Here is a 17,996-nt window from a genome sequence, read left to right on the forward strand (position 1 = left end):
TAGCAATCAGCGGTCGAGAAATGTCCCAACCCTTGTCCGAAGAGACTCAGGGTCGGGTCCCGCCTGCAAGATGCCCCGCCCCACCATGGGGAGCACGTTGTCGAGCGCGGGCCCGAACAGGCCCGGGAGGTCCTCCATGCGTCCGCCCTGGGCCCCGATTCCGGGCACCAGGATGGATCCGTTGAACTCCGACACATCGATGCCGATGCTGCCGTGGGAACCCCCGACCACCAGGCCGATCGCCCGGGTCCGGGCGCGGGTGTTCAGTTCCCTGGCCGCGTCGACGATCTCCTGGGCGACCGAGCCGTCCCGTCCCAGCGCGAGCTGGACGCGCCCGCCCTCGGGGTTGGACGTGCGCGCCAGGACGTACACGCCCTTGTCGAAGGCGATCGCGCGCTCGAAGGCCGGCGCCAGGGACCCGAAGCCGAGGTAGGGGGACAGGGTCACCGCGTCTCCGGCCAGCGAGGAGTCCCGGCCGAGGTACGCCTCGGCGTACGCCTCCATCGTCGAACCGATGTCGCCGCGCTTCGCGTCCACGATCGAGAGTGCCCCCGCGGCGCGGATGTCGACGAGGAGCCGCTCCAGCACGGCGATGCCGGCCGAGCCGTACACCTCGAAGAAGGCCGCCTGCGGCTTGAACACCGCGACCCGATCGCCCAGCGCGTCCACGATCGTGCGGCAGTACTGCTCCAGCCCGGACGCCGTCAACGGGAATCCCCACGCGGCGAGCAGGTTCGCGTGCGGGTCGATTCCCACGCAGAGATTGCCCCGCTCGGCGACGACCGCCTTCAAGCGCTGCCGATACGTGCTCATCGAACCTCCTCGTTGATGTCCGCGATCAGGGCCGGGCCCGCGTAGACGAAGCCAGTGTAGAGCTGGACCAGGCTCGCACCGGCGTCGATGAGCGCCCGCGCGTCCGTCGCCGTCATGACGCCACCCGAGCCGATCACCGGCAGGTCGGTGTGCGCCGCCACGTACCCCACCACCTCACGGGCTCGGGCGGTCAGCGGACGCCCGGAGAGGCCACCCGCCTCGTGGGCGAGGTCGGCGTCGGCGGGGGCGAGCCCGTCGCGGCTCAACGTGGTGTTCGTGGCGATGATCCCGGCAACGCCCGCGTCCGCCGCCGCGGCCAGCACCTCGTCGACCTGGGGCCATGTGAGGTCGGGTGCGATCTTCACGAACACCGGGACCGGCGACGCCGGGGTCGCGACGCGGGCCCGCGCGGTGAGGGCTCCGAGGAGTTCGACGAGCGCTCCCCCATCCTGCAGGGAGCGCAGCCCGGGCGTGTTGGGGCTGGAGACGTTCACGGCGATGTAGTCGGCGTGCGGGTGCACCGCGTCGAACGACGTGAGGTAGTCGGCGACGGCGTCCTCCACGGGGACGACCTTGGTCTTGCCGAGGCTGATGCCCAGCGGGATGCCGGCCGCGCCGTTGCCGCGGTACACCCCGGCCGCGGCCAGCCGGACAGCCAGGGCGCCGGCCCCGTGGTTGTTGAAGCCCATCCGGTTCACGAGGCCGCCGGACGCCTTGGCTCGGAACACGCGCGGCTTGGGGTTGCCCGGCTGTCCTTGGGCGGTGACCGTGCCCAGCTCCGCGAAGGCGAAGCCCAGGTGCTGCCAGGCCAGGGCGGCGAGGCCGTCCTTGTCCATCCCGGCGGCGAGGCCGACACGTCCGGGGAAGCGGATGCCGGCCACCTCGACCGGGCTGCCCGGCGTGGCGGTGAGGGCGCCCACCAGGGAACCCGCACCCGGGGCCCGGGCGAGCAGCGCGAGGGCACGGATCATGTCCTCGTGGATGCGCTCCGGGTCGCCCCCGCGGGCGGCGAACAGGATCGGACGCAGGATCCGCGCGTAGCCCCCGGCGACCAGCGCGCGTCTCATCGGACGCCCGTCCTGCCTCCAGCCCGGTCCGCGGCGGCGAGCTGTGCGAGCTCCGCGGCGATGTCGGCGTTCCAGGCCTGGAGCGGTCGGACACCCACCTCCCCGGCCTGGGCCGCCTCGATGCCCTGCACCGCCGCGGAGAGTCCCTGCACGGTGGTGATGATCGGGATGTCCTTCAGGATCGCCGCTGACCGGATCGACCAGCCGTCCCGGCGGGGCTGGCCGTCGGGGCTGGCGCCCTGGGGGGTGTTGAAGATCAGGTCGACCTCGCCCCCGAGGATCGCGTCCACGACGGTCGGCTCGCCGTTCTCCCCCCGTCCCTGGTGGGCCTTGCGCAGCACCTCGACGGCGATGCCGTTGCGGCGCAGCACCTGCGCGGTGCCGGCGGTGGCGACGATGCGGAAGCCCAGGTCGACCAGGCGCTTGACCGGGAAGATCGCATGGCGCTTGTCGCGGTTGGCGATCGAGACGAACGCCGTCCCCGAGGTCGGGAGGCCGCCGTAGCTGCCCGTCTGGCTCTTCGCGAAGGCCGTCCCGAAGCGCTCGTCCAGCCCCATGACCTCACCCGTGGACTTCATCTCCGGCCCGAGGAGCGAGTCGACGGAGGCACCCTCCGACGTCCGGAACCGGTTGAACGGCATCACGGCCTCCTTGACGGCGATGGGCGCCGACTCGAGGAGGCGGGCACCGTCCCCGTCGGCGCGCAGGACCCCGGCGGCGCGCAGGTCGGCGATGGACTCCCCGAGCATGAGTCGTGCGCACGCCTTCGCCAGCTGGGTACCGGTCGCCTTCGAGACGAAGGGGACCGTCCGCGACGCGCGGGGGTTCGCCTCCAGGACGAACAGGGTGTCGCCCTGCAGCGCGAACTGGATGTTCACCAGACCCCGGACGCCGACACCCCCGGCGATCGCCTCGGTCGCGGTGCGGATCCGGTCGATGGCGTCGTCGCCGAGGGTGATCGGGGGCAGCGTGCACGCCGAGTCTCCCGAGTGGATGCCGGCCTCCTCGATGTGCTCCATGACGCCGCCGAGGTAGAGCTCCGTGCCGTCATAGAGGGCGTCCACGTCGATCTCGATCGCGTCGTCCAGGAACCGGTCGACCAGAACCGGCTGCTGCGGCGTGATGAACGTGGCCCGCTCGATGTAACCGACCAGCGCGTCGTCGTCGTAGACGATCTCCATGCCGCGACCGCCCAGCACGTAGCTGGGCCGGACGAGGACCGGATAGCCGATCCTGTTGGCGATCTCGAGGGCCTCGGCGGAGCTCTGCGCCATGCCGTACTTGGGGGCGGGCAGCCCGGCCGCCGTCAGGACGTCCCCGAAGGCGCCCCGCTCCTCGGCCAGGTGGATGGCCTCGGGGGCGGTGCCGACGATCGGCACCCCATTGTCCTTCAGCGCCTGGGCCAGCTTCAGCGGGGTCTGGCCGCCGAGCTGGACGATGACGCCCGCCACCGGACCCTTGGCGGCCTCGGCGTGGTAGACCTCGAGCACGTCCTCCAGGGTGAGCGGCTCGAAGTACAGCCGGTCCGAGGTGTCGTAGTCGGTCGAGACGGTCTCCGGGTTGCAGTTGACCATGACGGCCTCGTACCCGGCCTCGCGCAGCGCCATGGCCGCGTGCACGCACGAGTAGTCGAACTCGATGCCCTGCCCGATCCGGTTCGGGCCTGACCCGAGGATGAGGACCGCCTCCTTGGTGCGGTCCTCGACCTCGTCCTCCTCGTCGTAGGACGAGTAGTGGTACGGCGTCCGCGCGGCGAACTCGGCGGCACACGTGTCGACGGTCTTGTAGACCGGCTTGACGCCCAGCGCCCACCGGACGCCGCGCACCACCTCGTCCGACGTGTTGCGCAGCAGGGCGATCTGGTGGTCGGACAGGCCGGTCCGCTTGGCGCGGCGCAGCAACTCGGGATCCACGGCGTCGGCGTCCCGGACGCGCTGGGCCATCTCCCAGATGGACAGGATCTCGTCGAGGAACCAGGGGTCGATCCTCGTTGCCGCGTGCACCTGCTCCACGGTCGCGCCGGCGCGGAAGGCGCGCATGACGAGCTGGAGGCGTCCGTCGTGCGGACGGGCGGCCGCCGCGAGGATCTCGTCGACCGGCTCGGTGACCGGGGAGGTGAAGTCGAACGGCGCCTTCGGGTCCTCGAGCGAGCGGAGCGCCTTGTTGAGGGCCTCGGTGAAGTTGCGGCCGATCGCCATCGCCTCGCCGACGGACTTCATGTGGGTGGTGAGGGTGTCGTCCGCGCTGGGGAACTTCTCGAACGCAAAGCGTGGGACCTTGACCACGACGTAGTCCAGCGTCGGCTCGAAGGACGCCGGCGTCTCGGCGGTGATGTCGTTGGGGATCTCGTCGAGCGTGTACCCCACGGCGACCTTCGCGGCGATCTTCGCGATCGGGAAGCCCGTCGCCTTGGACGCCAGCGCCGAGGACCGCGACACGCGCGGGTTCATCTCGATGACGACCATGCGCCCGTCGACCGGGTTGATCGCGAACTGGATGTTGCAGCCGCCCGTGTCGACGCCCACCTCGCGGATGATGGCGATCGCGACGTCGCGCATCGCCTGGTACTCGCGGTCGGTGAGGGTCATCGCCGGGGCGACGGTGATCGAGTCGCCCGTGTGGACGCCCATCGGGTCGAGGTTCTCGATCGAGCAGATGATGACGACGTTGTCCGCCTTGTCGCGCATCACCTCCAGCTCGTACTCCTTCCAGCCCAGGATCGACTCCTCGGCCAGCACCTCCGTCACCGGAGACGCGGCCAGACCGATGGCGGCCATCTCGCGCAGTTCGTCCTCGTTGTGCGCGAATCCCGAGCCGACGCCGCCCATCGTGAAGGAGGGGCGCAACACGAGCGGGTAGCCGAGCTGCGAGGCGGCGGCGAGCACCTCGTCGAGGGTGTGGCAGACGAAGGACCGCGCCGACTCCGGGTTCGCGCCCGGGACGTCGAGTCCGGAGACGATCTCCTTGAACTTTTCGCGGTCCTCCCCCCGCTGGATTGCGTCGAAGTTGGCGCCGATCATCTCGACGCCGTACTTGGCCAGCACGCCGTTCTCGTGCAGCGCGACGGCGGTGTTGAGGGCCGTCTGGCCGCCGAGGGTCGGCAGGATGGCGTCCGGCCGCTCGATCGCGATGACCTTCTCGACCATCTCCGGGGTGATGGGCTCGAGGTAGGTGGCGTCGGCGAACTCGGGGTCGGTCATGATCGTCGCCGGGTTGGAGTTCACCAGGACGACCCGGTACCCCTCCTCGCGCAGGACGCGACAGGCCTGGGTGCCGGAGTAGTCGAACTCGCAGGCCTGGCCGATGACGATCGGGCCCGAGCCGATGACGAGGATCGACGAGATGTCGGTGCGCTTGGGCATCAGTTCTCCTTGGCAGCAGCGAGGACGTCGACGAACCGGTCGAACAGGTGGGCGGAGTCGTGCGGTCCGGCCGCGGCCTCCGGGTGGTACTGGACGCTGAACCCGCGGACGCGACCCGCGGCGTCCGTCAGCTCGAGGCCCTCGACGACGTCATCGTTGAGGCAGACGTGGCTGACGCGGGCCGTGCCCCACCGCGTCGCCGTGTCGGCGTCCAGGGGCGCATCGACGGCGAAGCCGTGGTTCTGGGCGGTGATCTCGACCAGGCCCGTGGACCGGTCCAGGACGGGCACGTTGATGCCGCGGTGGCCGTACTTGAGCTTGTACGTGCCGAACCCGAGGGCGCGTCCGAAGATCTGGTTGCCGAAGCAGATGCCGAAGTAGGGGATCTCGGCGTCCAGCACCTCGGTGAGCAGCGCCACGGCCTCGTCGGCGGCGGCCGGGTCACCGGGCCCGTTGCTGAAGAAGACACCGTCGGCGCCCGTCGCGCGGATGTCGTCCAGCGTGCTGGAGGCGGGCAGGACGTGCACCTCGATGCCTCGGCGAGCCATGAGCTCGGGGGTCATCTCCTTGATGCCGAGGTCGATGGCGGCCACGGTGAAGCGCTTGTCACCCTGGGCCGGCACGACGAGGGGCTCGGCGACGGTCACGTCGCCGACGAGGTTGGCGCCGGCCATCGGCGGCTGCTCGAGCACCCGGGCGAGGAGCTTCTCGGGGTCCAGTTCGATGGTCGAGATGCCGACGCGCATCGCCCCGCGCTCGCGCAGGTGGCGGGTCAGCGCGCGGGTGTCGACCTCGGCGATCCCGACCACGCCCTGGGCCCGCAGGACCTCGTCCAGCGAGCGGGTGGAGCGCCAGTTGGAGCGGAGGCGGCTGGCGTCCCGGACGACGTAGCCGGACACCCAGATGCGGCGCGACTCGTCGTCCTCGTCGTTCCACCCGGTGTTGCCGATGTGCGGCGCGGTGGCCACGACCACCTGCCGTCGGTAAGAGGGATCCGTCAGGGTCTCCTGGTAGCCGGTCATCCCGGTCGAGAAGACCGCCTCGCCGAAGGTCTCGCCGGCCGCCCCGAAGGACACTCCACGAAACGATCGACCGTCTTCGAGGACCAACAGTGCTGGTACGTCGTCTCGAAGTTCCATGGAGGTGTCCTTCCTCACGTGTCCTGGTTGTCCCCCGGGTTCGCGACGGCGAGCCGTTCGGCAGCCGCCGAGAGCACGCCGTTCAGGAACGACGGCGAACTCGGGGTGGAGAGCTCGGCGGCCAGGTCGACCGCCTCGTTGATGGCCACCTTCGGTGGCGTGTCGGTGTGCACGATCTCGTACAGGGCGATGCGCGCCAGGTTGCGGTCGACGTGGGCCATGCGGTCCAGCGTCCACGCCCCCGTGAGGACGGCCGCGATGGCGTCGTCCAGCTCATCGAGGTGCGCGACCACGCCGTTGACCAGTTCGATGGTGAAGGGCCGGACGGGGGGTTCCCCCAGGCCGATGCGCTCGGCGAGCGTGTCGGTCGCGGGACGGTCGCGCAGCTCGCTCTCGTACAGGATGTCGAGGGCGCGCTTGCGGGCCTTGGTCCGCGTCGAGTTGTCGCGGTTCTGGGTCACCCGTTGACCCGGCCGAGGTAGCTGCCGTCGCGGGTGTCGACCTTGACCTTGGTGCCCGACTCGATGAACAGCGGGACCTGGATCTCCTTGCCCGTCTCCAAGGTTGCGGGCTTGGTGCCCGCGGAGCTGCGGTCACCCTGCAGGCCCGGCTCGGTGTAGGTGATCTCGAGCTCGACCGACGCGGGGAGGTCGATGTAGAGCGGGTTGCCCTCGTGGGTGGCCACGATGGCGTTCTGGTTCTCCAACATGTAGTCCTTGGCGTCGCCGACCACCTCCTCGGAGATGTTCAGCTGCTCGAAGGTGTCGGTGTCCATGAAGACGAAGGCCTCGCCGTCGTGGTACAGGTACTGCATTTCGCGGCGGTCGACCGTCGCGCTCTCGACCTTGGTGTCGGAGTTGAAGGTCTTGTCGATGATCTTGCCGCTGGTGACGTTCTTGAGCTTGCTGCGGACGACGGTGTTGCCCTTGCCCGGCTTGTGGTGCTGGAACCACTGGACCTGCCACAGCTGGCCGTCGATGACCAGGACGGTGCCGTTCTTGAGGTCGTTCGTGGAGATCGTGGGCATGGGTGTTCCTTCCGGCGTCGCGTTACCGACGGGCCAGTCTACCGGTGCGAGCGGCTCGTCGCGAACCGGGACGCCAACCTTGCGCGGCAAGGTAGTGACGAGCCCTGCCCAACGTTTGCCCCTGCGCCCGAGCCGGCTGGCGCCGAGATCGCCGCCACGTGCGACCGGGCCGGCATCCGCTTGTTGGGGCTGCGCGTGGCGACCCCGAACGGTGTCGGCGGCCTCGGGGTCGCCGCGTGACACCTCCGTGGCGGTCACTCCGGGCGGTGAGGGTCCAACTGACCCAGGCGACGGCCCTCCTTGACGTCCGCCAACAACCGGAAGCGGGCCTCGGCGTGGGGCAGGCTGACCGCCTCCATCTCGCACGCCAGCGCGTCCGACCCCGCCTCGCGCAACCCGGCTATGACGCCCCCGATGTCCTCGGGCGTCCGGTTCTGGTTCAGCTTCGCCTTGGCCTCCACACGGGCGATGGGCAGCTCGATCCCCACGACGGCGCGCAGCATCCTGTCGATCGCCTCAGGATCGACGCGCCGGGAGTCGTACCCGAACCGGTCCGACAGCTCGAACACCGCGTCCCGCGTCCAGTCGGGGTCGTCGTGGACGACCAACGGGCCGTAGGCGTGGACGGTGACGTAGTTCCACGTGGGGACGCCCGGGGCCTCGGCGTTCGAGGGGAACCAGTCGGGGTGGATGTAGCCGTCCGGGCCCGACAGGATCGCCAGGGCGTCGCCGAGGTGGGGCTCCTTCCACACCGGGTTCACGCGCGTGACGTGCAGGACGAGCGACCCCCAGCCCTCGCCGGACGGGTCCGGGCGCCAGGCCACGGGCAACAGGGTCGCGACGGGCCCCGTTTCGTGCGCCGTCACCAGCTGGGCGGTCTCGGCGGACGCGAGGAGCGAACCGATGTGCTCGTCCGTCATCGAGAAGTGCCGGGGGGTGTACATCAGGCCGTCAGTTCCTCATAGGTGGCGCGCAGGACGTCCTCGTCGGGGGCTTGCGCGATGAACGGCCGGGCGACCCCGTCGAGCAGCACGAAGCGCAAGGCACCGCCGCGGGACTTCTTGTCGAGGTTCATCGTGGCGCGCAGTTCGTCCCAGACCCCCGCCCGATACGTGAGCGGCAGTCCCACCCCGCTGAACACTGCGCGGTGGCGCTCCACGAACGCGTCGTCGGCGTGTCCGAGGTTGCGCGACAGCAGCGCCGCGTACTGGGCCCCGATCGACACGGCGTACCCGTGCGCCATCGTGTAGTCCTCTCGACGCTCGATGGCGTGGGCGAGGGTGTGGCCGTAGTTGAGCAGCTCGCGCCCCACCGCGTCGCTCGAACTCGTGCGCTCACGCAGATCACCCGAGACGACGGAGGCCTTCACCTCCATCGACCGGACGACGGCCTCCTCTAATTCGGGGCTGCCGGCCGTGAGGAGGGCCTCCGGAGCGGTCTCGAAGAGTTCCAGGGTGCGTTCGTCGGCGATGAACCCGTGCTTGGCCATTTCACCGAGGCCGCCGCGCAGCTCGTCCACGGGGAGGGTGGTCAGGAAGTCCAAGTCGGCCAGGACGGCCGCCGGCTCCCAGAAGGCGCCGACGAGGTTCTTGCCCGCGGCCAGGTTGATGCCGGTCTTGCCGCCGACCGCGGCGTCCACCATCGCCAGCAGCGTGGTGGGGACCGACACGTACCGGACGCCGCGCAGCCACGTGCCCGCGACGAAGCCCGCCAGGTCGGTGGTCGCTCCCCCGCCGAGGCCGACGACCGCGTCCGTTCGGGTGAAACCCTCCTCGGCCAGGCGTCGCCAGCACGAGTCGAGCACCTCGGTGGTCTTGGCGCGCTCCCCCTCGGGCAACGGGATCAGGGTGACGTCGGCGTCCAGCGTCGCGGCGAGGTCGGACGCCCGTTTCCCCATGACCTCGGGGTGCAGGATGGCCACCTTCGCCGCGCCGGCCAGGGCGTCCCCGAGGCCGGACGTCGCCCCGTGCCCGACGACGACGTCGTAGGGGCTGGCGGTGGCGACGCGGATGGTACGGCTCATGTCGCGGACCCTTGGAGCAGGCTGATGATCTCGTCGACCACCTCGGACGGTTCGCGACCGCTGGTGTCGACATGGTGACGTCCGACGGCGGAGTAGGTGGGGGTGCGAGCACGGAGCATCTTGATGAGCGTCGCGCGGATGCCCCCACCGGCGAGCAGCGGGCGGCTGTCGTCCAGGCCGATGCGCCGGAAGGCGTCGTGGGCATCCACCTGGAGCCACACGGTCTCGACGTCGGCCAGGGCCTCGGCGATCTCCGGGGTCAGGGGCGCTCCCCCGCCGAGGCTCACGACCCCGTCGCCGACCAGGAGCGACAAGGTGGCGTCCTTCTCGATCGCGCGGAAGGCCTCCTCGCCGTCGTCGGCGAAGATCTCGCGGATGAGCTTGCCGTGCACGCGCTCGATCTCGGTGTCGACGTCGAAGAAGGGCAGGCGGAGCCGCTGCGCGAGCAGGGCGCCGACGGTCGACTTGCCCGACCCCGGCGCGCCGATGAGCGCGATCGTCGTCACGCGAGCCCCCGCTCCGCGAGTCGGTCCAGGTAGCTGCGGTGGTTGCGCGACGTCTCGGCCACGGAGTCGCCGCCGAACTTGTCGAGCATCAGCTCGGCCAGCACGAGGGCGACCATGGCCTCGGCGACCACGCCCGCGGCCGGCACGGCGCACACGTCGGAGCGCTGGTGATGGGCCTGGGCCGGTTCGAGGGTCGTGGTGTCGACCGTGCGCAGGGCGCGGGGCACGGTGGCGATGGGCTTCATCGCGGCCCGGACGCGCAGCACCTCGCCGGTGCTCATGCCTCCCTCGGTGCCGCCGGACCGGTTGCCGGTACGGGTGATGTGCTGCCCCTCCATGACCATTTCGTCATGCGCAAGGGAACCTCGGGTGCGGGCCAGCTCGAACCCGTCCCCGACCTCGACGCCCTTGATCGCCTGGATGCCCATGAGGGCCCCCGCGAGGCGCGCGTCCAGTCGCCGGTCGCCCTGGATGTGGGAGCCGACTCCGGCCGGAAGGCCGGTGACGACGACCTCGACGACGCCGCCGAGGGTGTCACCGTCGGACTTGGCGTCGTCGATCTCGGCGAGCATGCGGGCCGAGTACTCGGGGTCGAAGCAACGCACCGGGTCCGCGTCGATGGCGTCCCGGTCTGCGAACGTGGGGAGGCGGTCGCCGGTCGAGGCCACAGCGCCGATCTCCACGACGTGGCTGACGACGCCGATGCCGAAGGCCTGGTCGAGGAAGTTGGACGCGACGCGTCCCAGCGCCACGCGTGCGGCCGTCTCGCGGGCGGAGGCCCGCTCCAGGATGGGGCGGGCCTCGTCCCAGTCGTACTTCTGCATGCCCGCCAGGTCGGCGTGGCCGGGACGCGGACGGGTCAGGGCGGCGTTGCGCGCCTGCGCGGACAGGACCTCGGGGGCCACCTCGTCCGGCGCCATGACGGTCTCCCACTTGGGCCACTCGGTGTTGCCGATCATGATCGCGATCGGGGAGCCGAGTGTCTCGGCGTGCCGGACGCCGGCGAGGACGGTCACCTCGTCGGCCTCGAACTTCATCCGGGCGCCGCGACCGACTCCCAGGCGACGGCGCCGCAGCGCGTCGGCCAGGTCGTCGGTCGTCACGCGCACGTGGGCGGGGATTCCCTCGATCGTCGCCACCAGGGCGCGGCCATGGGACTCACCGGCGGTCAACCAACGCAACATGCGGGCCAGTCTTTCACGCCGCCGCGGCGCGTCGCGTGGGACGACGCTGTGGCGGACGGGTCACTTGCAGCGCCCGGGCGCCTGCGTCCTGCACCACTCCTGGAACTGCGCCACCGAGGCGTTGTGCTGCGCCAGCGTGTCGTTGAAGGCCGTCTCCCCCGTGTCGAGGTTGACCACGACGAAGTACAGCCACGAGCCCTCGGCCGGGTGCACGGCCGCGTCCATGGCTGCGTGCGCGGGGGACGTGATCGGTCCGGGGATCCACCCGGCGTTCTTGTAGGTGTTGTACGGCGAGTCGATGGCGCGCTCCGCGTCGGTCGTGAACACGCGCCCCGTGATGTTGTTGGCGTACGCGACCGTGGCGTCCGACTGCAGCGGCATCCCTTGTGCCAAGCGGTTGTAGAAGACCCGGGCGACCTTCGCCCGGTCCTCGTTGCTGACGGCCTCCCGCTCCACGAGGCTCGCCATGATGAGGGCCTTGTAGGGGTCGCCGGCCGGCGAGGCGGCCGCGTTATTGGCGAAGTCCAGGTCGGCGGCGACACGCTTGAACTGGTCGACGGCGGGCTTCATGACGGCCTGCGCGGTGGGGTTCTGGCCCACCTCGTACGTGTCGGGGAACAGGAAGCCCTCGAGCTTGCCCCCCGACCAGTCGGGCAACTCCAGGGGGGTGGGGTCGGCGGCGAGTGCTTCGAAGTCGGACCGCGGGAGCCCCGTGAGCTCCGACAGCAGGGCGACCTGCTCGCTGAGCCGCTGCCCCTCGCGGAGCTGGACCATGTTGCGGACCACGTTGGCCGGGTCCAGGAGCCGGTCGAAGGCCGCCTGCGCCGAGATCTCGGTGCGCATGTTGTACGTGCCGGCCTGGATCTTCGCCGCCTCGTCCGGGCGGGTGCGCGCGTACTTCTTGAACGTGTCGGCCGACTTGATGACGTTGGTGTCCTGCAGGGCCTGGCCGATCTGAGCCATGGAGGCGCCCCTGGCCACCTCCACCTGGATGTCGGCCACCCCGTCCGACCCCACGTAGTCGTCCGCGGTGCGGAAGTCCATGAAGGCGTCCCAGGCCCGGCCCCCCACGAACCAGCCGCCGCCGAGGACGACGACGAGCGCGACCAGCACCGCCACCCACCCCTTGAGGCGGTGCCGGATCTCGTCGGAGTCCCATTCACCGGTCTCCGGGTCGCGCAAGGTGTCCCGTCGGCGTGCCCGGCGAGGCTCGGTCATGTCATCCCTTTCGGTCGATGCGCTCCCCGGCGCGGGCGCCCGTGAGGCGCTCCGTGTCGAGGGCATGGTTCAAGATTGCCACGGCGGCAGCTTGGTCGATCACAGCGCGCTGGGTCCGGGCGGACCTGCCCGCTTCCTGCAGTTGACGGGTGGCCGACACCGTCGTCATGCGTTCGTCGATGAGGTGCACCGCCACGTCGGGGAAGGCCGTCGCCAGCCAGCGCGCCTGACCCCGGGCCTTCGCGGCGGACTCCCCCTCGCCCCCCTTGAGGTGGCGCGGCAGGCCGAGGTAGGCCACCACGGGTTCGTACTCGGCCATGATCGCCGTGAAGCGTTCCCGGACGACACGGGCGTCGGACGCCGGCGCGATCGTCTCGACCGGGTAGGCCAGGACGCCGCCGGCGTCACAGGCGGCGACCCCGATCCGGGCCTGGCCCCAGTCGATCCCGAGACGGACGCCGCGGAGTGCGTCGTCGGTCATCCGGCCAGGGCGGCGCGGACCGCGGCGAGCGCTGCGGCTGCACCCGCGGCGTCCGAACCGCCACCCTGGGCGAGGTCGTCCTTGCCGCCGCCCTTGCCGCCGAGGTGCGGGGCAGCCACGCCGACGAGCCGGCCCGCCCGGGCACCGGCCTCGCGGGCGGACGGGGTGGTCGCGACGATGACGACGGGCTTGGCGTCTCCGCCGATGAGGGCGACGACGGCGGGCTGGTTGGACAGCTTGTCGCGCAGGCCGAGCGCGAGGGTGCGCAGGTCCCCCCCGCTCACGCCGGGCAGCTCGCGAGCGATCAGCTTGACCGCCCCGGCGTCCGTCGCGGTGGCGGCGAGCTCGTCGAGGTTGCCGAGCAGCTGGGCGGTGCGGAGGTCCGCGATCTCCTTCTCGGCCTGCTTGAGCTGCGCGAGGAGCTTCTCGACGCGATCCACGAGCTGGTCGGGCTGGGTCTTGAGCGTTTCGGCGAGGGTGCCCACCAACGCGCGCTCCGCCGCGAAGCGGTTGAACGCGTCGCCGCTGACGAGGGCCTCGACGCGCCGGATGCCCGACCCGACGGACCCCTCGCCGAGGAGGTTGACCAACCCGATCTGGGCGGTCGAGCCGACGTGGGTGCCACCGCAGAGCTCGCGGCTCCAGGCGCCGTTCAGCTCGACCACGCGGACGACGTTGGGGTACTTCTCGCCGAACATCGCCTGGGCACCGAGAGCCTTGGCGTCCTCGAGGGGCATCTGCCTGTCGGTGACCATGAAGTTGTCGCGCACGGCCTGGTTGACGATGCCTTCGAGTTCCTGCTTCGCGTCGAGCGAGAGACCCGAGGTGGCGTTGAAGTCGAACCGCAGGTAGCCCGGCTTGTTGTACGAACCGGCCTGGTGGGTCGTGTCGCCCAGGATCTGGCGGAGCGCGGCGTTCACGATGTGGGTCGCCGTGTGGGCCTGGCAGGCGCCGAGGCGTGCCAGCGCGTCCACCTCGGCGAGGACCTCGGCCCCGGTGGTGAGCTCGCCCTCGGTGACGAGTGCCTTGTGGACGGTCAGCCCCTGCACGGGACGCTGGACGTCCAGAACCTCCAGCGCGAGCCCCGGCGCGGTGAGGACGCCCGAGTCGGCGTCCTGGCCGCCCGCCTCGGCATAGAACGGGGTCTCGGCGAGCACGACCTCGACGACGTCGCCGGGCTGGGCCACGGGAACCATCGCGCCGTCGCGGACGATGCCGCGCACGCGGCTGGGCACGGTGAGGTCGGTGTAGCCGAGGAACGGGGTCTCCCCGGCCTCGCGGAGGGTCCGGTAGGCCTCGGTGTTGACCGCGCCGCCCTTCTTGGCGCGGGCGTCCGCCTTCGCGCGGTCCTTCTGCTCCTGCATGAGCCGCTTGAACTCGCCCTGGTCGACGCTCAGGCCCGCCTCGGACGCCATCTCCAGCGTCAGGTCGATCGGGAAGCCGTACGTGTCGTGCAGCTGGAACGCCTGGTCGCCCGGCAGCACGGTGGCGCCGGCGTCCTGGGCGCGCTTCACCGCGACGTCGAAGATCTGGGTGCCGGCGGTCAGGGTACGGCGGAAGGCCTCCTCCTCGGCGTACGCCGTGGTCGAGACTCGGTTCCACTCGGTGGTGACGTCGGGGTAGGACTCCTCCATCAGGGCCTTGCTGATCGGCAGCAGCTCGGGCAACACCGGGTCGTGGACGCCGAGCAGTCGCATCGCGCGCACGCTGCGGCGCAGCAGGCGGCGCAGGACGTACCCCCGCGCCTCGTTGCCCGGGGTCACGCCGTCGGTCATCAGCATGAGGCTGGAGCGGATGTGGTCGGCCACGACGCGCATGCGGACGTCGTCGTCGTGCCGGACGCCGTAGCGCTTGCCCGACAACTCGGCCGCCTTCTCGATCACGGGGAAGATCTGGTCGATCTCGTACATGTTCTCCTTGCCCTGCAGCAGGTACGCGACCCGCTCCAGGCCCATGCCGGTGTCGATGTTCGGCTTCGGCAGGGGGCGCAGGACATCGAAGTCGTCCTTGGCGCGGACGGCGGAGAGCTCCTGCTGCATGAACACGAGGTTCCAGATCTCGAGGAAGCGGTCCTCGTCCACGACCGGGCCTCCGTCGGGGCCGAGGGCCGGGCCGCGGTCGATGTAGATCTCGGAGCAGGGGCCACCCGGGCCCGGGACGCCCATGTTCCAGTAGTTGTCCTTCAGGTCGCGGCGCTGGATGCGCTCATCAGGCAGGCCCACCTTCTTCCACAGCGCGACCGCCTCGGCGTCGCCGTCCGGGAAGTCGGGGTGGTGGCCGGGGCCCAGCACCGTGACCCACACCTTGTCGGGGTCGAAACCGAGGCCGCCCTGCTCCACCGACCCGGTGACCAGCGACCAGGCGTGCTGGATCGCCCCCTCCTTGAAGTAGTCACCGAAGCTGAAGTTGCCGTTCATCTGGAAGAACGTGCCGTGCCTGGTCGTCTTGCCGACCTCGTCGATGTCGAGTGTGCGCACGCACTTCTGGCAGCTCGTGGCCGTGTGGTAGGGCGCCTCCTCGGCGCCGGTGAAGTACGACTTGAAGGGGACCATGCCGGCGTTGACGAACAGCAGGGTGGGATCGTTGTAGACCAGCGATGCCGACGGCACCAAGGTGTGCCCGGCCTGGACGAAGTGGTCCAGGAACCGACGTCGGATCTCCGCGGTCTTCATGCGCTCAGCCCCTCAGCGTGTGGTGTGCCCGCCCGGTGCGGACGCCGCCCCATGATACGGCCTGCGGGCGACCGCTCCGTCCCGGCCCCTTCCCCGAACCGCGGAACCACCGTGTGCGCGGCGGAGATTGTGCAAAGCTGGCACCGCGTGGTGTCTGCCGCACTCGATCCCACTCCCTCGGAGGACCCGTGAAACCCGCCACTCTGCGAACCCTGGCAACCCTGTGCCTGCTGGCCTTGGTCGGCGTGGCCGCCCCCCACTCGGCCATGGCGGCACCGCCCGCCCCCTCCCGTGGCAAGGGCCCCGCGGTTGCCGCGGAGCATCGTGGTTTCACCCGTGTCACCGAATTGCCAGGCACGCCGGCTTCAGATCAAGCACGCGTGCGCGGAAGGGCGATCGCGTTCTCCGAGTACACCGCCGGCACCGACGCCACGGTGGCCGGCGTCACCTGGCCCGACGGCAGCGCGCCGTCGGAGGCCCTGTACCGCTTGGTCACCAACGGCGTGGCCACCGACTGGGCCGAACTGGAGACGGAAGGCGCTCCCACGCAGGGGCAGGTGGGGACCGAGCCGGTGATCCTCTCCGCCGGCGAAACCCTCCAGCTGGCCGTGCTCTCAGACCAGCCGGTGGAACCCACTGTGTCCCTCTACTCCTCCACGGCGGAGGAACCGGCGACCCAACAGGTGGCTCAAGCCGTCACTGCTTCGTCAGCCTTCGATCAACTCCGTCCCGCGATCCGGAGCAGGGCGGACTGGGGGGCCAATGAGTCGATCGTCGGACTTCCCTACACGGAGGGCATCGTCTCCGGCGCGATGATCCACCACACGGTGGGGACGAACAGCTACACCGCCGGCGAGGTTCCCGGCCTGTTGAGGTCGATTCAGGCCTACCACGTCAACACCCGCGGCTGGAAGGACATCGGCTACAACATTCTGGTCGACAAGTTCGGGACGGCGTGGGAGGGCCGCGGGGGCGGCTTGGATCGCGCCATCGAGGGCGGACATGGATTCGGCGTGACGAACACACGCGTCTTCGGGGTGTCGCTGATGGGCAACTACCAGACTGCAAGGCCGACCTCGACGATGATCGAGACGACCCAACAGGTCATCGCGTGGAAGTTCGCGCTCCACGGCGTGGACCCCCACGGCAGCACGTTCGGCTCCGGCGGCCAGGACGGCGGCACGACGTTCCTCCCCGCGATCTCCGGACACCGCGACGAGAACGCCACCGATTGCCCCGGTCAGTACGTCTACCCTCTGCTCCCCCAGATCCGCGATGCCGTCAAGGCCAAGCTCGGCGCGGTTTCGTACACCATCACGCAGCCACAGCCGACCCCCATTCCGGTGCTTCCCAGCCCGGACCCGATCAACGGCAAGTACTACCTGGCCGAAACTGGGATCCTTGACAAGGGCACTGTCATCGAGATGCAGAAGTGGCTCGGGCTCTCCGCCGACGGCGTCTGGGGTGCCGAGACGACCCGTGCCCTGCAGACGAGGATCGGAGCATCGGTCACGGGAGTCCGAGACACGCAGACCCTCCTCCGGTTGCAGGCAGTGGTGGGGAGCACGGGCACCGGGGTCCTCGATGCGGCCACCATCGTGGGCCTCCAGCGAATGCTCAATGCGTTGCCCGCCCCTCAGGCGCCTGTGCGGGGCATGGTCGTGTATTCGGCCCACGTCGCGGGCACTGGATGGATGCAGGGCGTGGCCGACGGTGCCATGGCCGGCACGACAGGGCGCAGCACCCCCGTGGAGGCCCTGCGCGTCAGGCTGGATCCGGACGAGCCCGGTGACATCGCGTGGCGGGGTCACGTGTCGGGGATCGGCTGGATGTCCGTGACGGACTCGGCGAACTACATCGGGACGGTCGTACAGAGCCGGGCCCTCGAGGCCTTCGAACTCTCGTTGACCGGGGAGGCCGCCCAGGCGTACTCGATCGAGTACCGCGCCTACGTCCAAGGCGTCGGGTGGCAGGGATGGGTCCGCGATGGCGCGACCGCCGGCACCACCGGCCAGTCGCGTGCCGTCGAAGCCGTCGAGATCGAGCTGAAGCCCAAGTCCCAGCCGTCGAACCCCGTCACGCTGACCGCCTATTCCGCGCACTCCGCGGATGTGGGCTGGGGACCAACGGTCAGCAACGACATGACGGCCGGGACCGTCGGCAAGCGCATGGAAGCCCTCAAGGTCGACGTCTCGGTCCCCGGGGTGTCGGGCGGCATCAGCTACCGGGCCCACGTCTCGACGATCGGATGGATGGCACCCCAGACCTCCGGAACGCCCATCGGCACGACGGGCCAGTCCTTGGCCATGGAGGCCTTCCAGATCTCCCTCACCGGCGACCTCGCCTCTCAGTACACCGTCCGCTATCGCGCCTACGTCCGAGGGATCGGCTGGCAGGATTGGGTGTCCGACGGAGCCACCGCCGGCACCACCGGCCAGTCACGCCAGATCGAAGCGGTCGGGGTCACGCTCGTCCCCCGGACACCCTGACCAACTGCTCCGCGA

The 17,996-nt window shown here is 70.4% G+C and carries 14 protein-coding genes; 1 reads left to right on the forward strand and 13 read right to left on the reverse strand.

The features are described 5' to 3' along the window. Positions 1–6: 6 nt before the first annotated feature. The 13 genes from pyrF to alaS all read right to left on the reverse strand — a co-directional run bounded on the left by pyrF (position 7) and on the right by alaS (position 15,492). On the reverse strand, positions 7–813 hold the full coding sequence (pyrF, locus tag AC5YDV_RS03640; RefSeq protein ID WP_496184495.1) for an orotidine-5'-phosphate decarboxylase: 807 nt from the start codon (positions 811–813) through the stop codon (positions 7–9). Next, positions 810–1,880, reverse strand: coding sequence for a quinone-dependent dihydroorotate dehydrogenase (locus tag AC5YDV_RS03645; protein WP_496184496.1), 1,071 nt, complete (start codon positions 1,878–1,880; stop codon positions 810–812). The genes pyrF and AC5YDV_RS03645 overlap by 4 nt, the downstream gene beginning before the upstream one ends. After that, positions 1,877–5,242 carry a carbamoyl-phosphate synthase large subunit gene (gene carB, locus AC5YDV_RS03650; protein WP_496184497.1) on the reverse strand — a complete coding sequence of 1,122 codons (3,366 nt, stop codon included), beginning with the start codon at positions 5,240–5,242 and terminating at the stop codon, positions 1,877–1,879. The genes AC5YDV_RS03645 and carB overlap by 4 nt, the downstream gene beginning before the upstream one ends. Then, a complete protein-coding gene (gene carA / locus AC5YDV_RS03655) occupies positions 5,242–6,381 on the reverse strand; it encodes a glutamine-hydrolyzing carbamoyl-phosphate synthase small subunit (protein ID WP_496184498.1) in 1,140 nt (379 codons plus the stop codon). Before carA ends, carB begins: the two co-directional genes overlap by 1 nt. A 14-nt stretch (positions 6,382–6,395) precedes the next feature. Beyond that, positions 6,396–6,842 (reverse strand): transcription antitermination factor NusB, encoded by a 447-nt coding sequence (gene nusB, locus AC5YDV_RS03660; RefSeq protein WP_496184499.1) that lies wholly within the window; start codon positions 6,840–6,842, stop codon positions 6,396–6,398. Continuing rightward, positions 6,839–7,408 (reverse strand): elongation factor P, encoded by a 570-nt coding sequence (gene efp, locus AC5YDV_RS03665; protein WP_496184500.1) that lies wholly within the window; start codon positions 7,406–7,408, stop codon positions 6,839–6,841. The genes nusB and efp overlap by 4 nt, the downstream gene beginning before the upstream one ends. A gap of 254 nt (positions 7,409–7,662) precedes the next feature. Continuing rightward, positions 7,663–8,352 (reverse strand): FMN-binding negative transcriptional regulator, encoded by a 690-nt coding sequence (locus tag AC5YDV_RS03670; RefSeq protein WP_496184501.1) that lies wholly within the window; start codon positions 8,350–8,352, stop codon positions 7,663–7,665. Continuing rightward, the gene (aroB, locus tag AC5YDV_RS03675) at positions 8,352–9,431 is read right to left on the reverse strand and encodes a 3-dehydroquinate synthase (RefSeq protein ID WP_496184502.1); all 1,080 of its coding nucleotides are present in this window, start codon (positions 9,429–9,431) and stop codon (positions 8,352–8,354) included. Before aroB ends, AC5YDV_RS03670 begins: the two co-directional genes overlap by 1 nt. Then, a complete protein-coding gene (locus AC5YDV_RS03680) occupies positions 9,428–9,937 on the reverse strand; it encodes a shikimate kinase (RefSeq protein ID WP_496184503.1) in 510 nt (169 codons plus the stop codon). The genes aroB and AC5YDV_RS03680 overlap by 4 nt, the downstream gene beginning before the upstream one ends. Further along, a complete protein-coding gene (gene aroC / locus AC5YDV_RS03685; RefSeq protein ID WP_496184504.1) occupies positions 9,934–11,121 on the reverse strand; it encodes a chorismate synthase in 1,188 nt (395 codons plus the stop codon). The genes AC5YDV_RS03680 and aroC overlap by 4 nt, the downstream gene beginning before the upstream one ends. Before the next feature lie 60 nt (positions 11,122–11,181). Beyond that, complete coding sequence (gene mltG / locus AC5YDV_RS03690) at positions 11,182–12,339, reverse strand: endolytic transglycosylase MltG (RefSeq protein ID WP_496184505.1); 1,158 nt, start codon at positions 12,337–12,339, stop codon at positions 11,182–11,184. Position 12,340: 1 nt separating this feature from the next. Further along, positions 12,341–12,820 (reverse strand): Holliday junction resolvase RuvX, encoded by a 480-nt coding sequence (gene ruvX / locus AC5YDV_RS03695; protein WP_496184506.1) that lies wholly within the window; start codon positions 12,818–12,820, stop codon positions 12,341–12,343. Beyond that, a complete protein-coding gene (alaS, locus tag AC5YDV_RS03700) occupies positions 12,817–15,492 on the reverse strand; it encodes an alanine--tRNA ligase (protein ID WP_496184507.1) in 2,676 nt (891 codons plus the stop codon). Before alaS ends, ruvX begins: the two co-directional genes overlap by 4 nt. A gap of 380 nt (positions 15,493–15,872) precedes the next feature. Between alaS and AC5YDV_RS03705 the strand changes: the two genes are divergently transcribed. Next, complete coding sequence (locus AC5YDV_RS03705; RefSeq protein ID WP_496192331.1) at positions 15,873–17,981, forward strand: N-acetylmuramoyl-L-alanine amidase; 2,109 nt, start codon at positions 15,873–15,875, stop codon at positions 17,979–17,981. Positions 17,982–17,996 lie beyond the last annotated feature (15 nt).

It is taken from the genome of Propioniciclava sp. LT432, from assembly GCF_059515965.1.